At 34.2% G+C, this 401-nt stretch carries 1 protein-coding gene; it reads right to left on the bottom strand.

Annotated features, from left to right (window positions below):
- A partial coding sequence (locus tag DYI22_RS17345) for an aminoacyl--tRNA ligase-related protein (protein ID WP_323132937.1) occupies positions 1–401 on the bottom strand: 401 nt, incomplete at both ends.

Here is a 401-nt window from a genome sequence, read left to right as displayed (position 1 = left end):
CTTCTAAATCATATGTTTTGCTTGCACTAAATCCAATATCACCTGTACATAAAATAACACGACGGTATGGTAAACCTAACTCTTCTAGAATTGCTTCTGCGTTTGTTGTCATTTCTTCTAAAGCATTCCATGAATCTTCAGGTTGTTCAAAACGTACCATTTCCACTTTATCGAATTGATGTAAACGAATTAATCCTCTTGTATCTCTACCTGCTGATCCTGCTTCACTTCGGAAACATGCAGATTGACCAGTGAATTTTTCAGGAAGTACACCTGGTTGAATAATTTCATTACGATAGAAATTCGTTAATGGTACTTCAGCAGTTGGAATTGTATATAATCCTTCTTTTTCTACTTTAAATAAATCTTCTTCAAATTTAGGTAATTGACCTGTACCATAC

It is taken from the genome of Marinobacter lipolyticus, from assembly GCF_018424605.1.
In the GTDB taxonomy this organism is placed as follows: Bacteria; Pseudomonadota; Gammaproteobacteria; order Pseudomonadales; family Oleiphilaceae; genus Marinobacter; species Marinobacter lipolyticus_B.
This window is presented reverse-complemented; position numbering and strand designations above follow the sequence as displayed.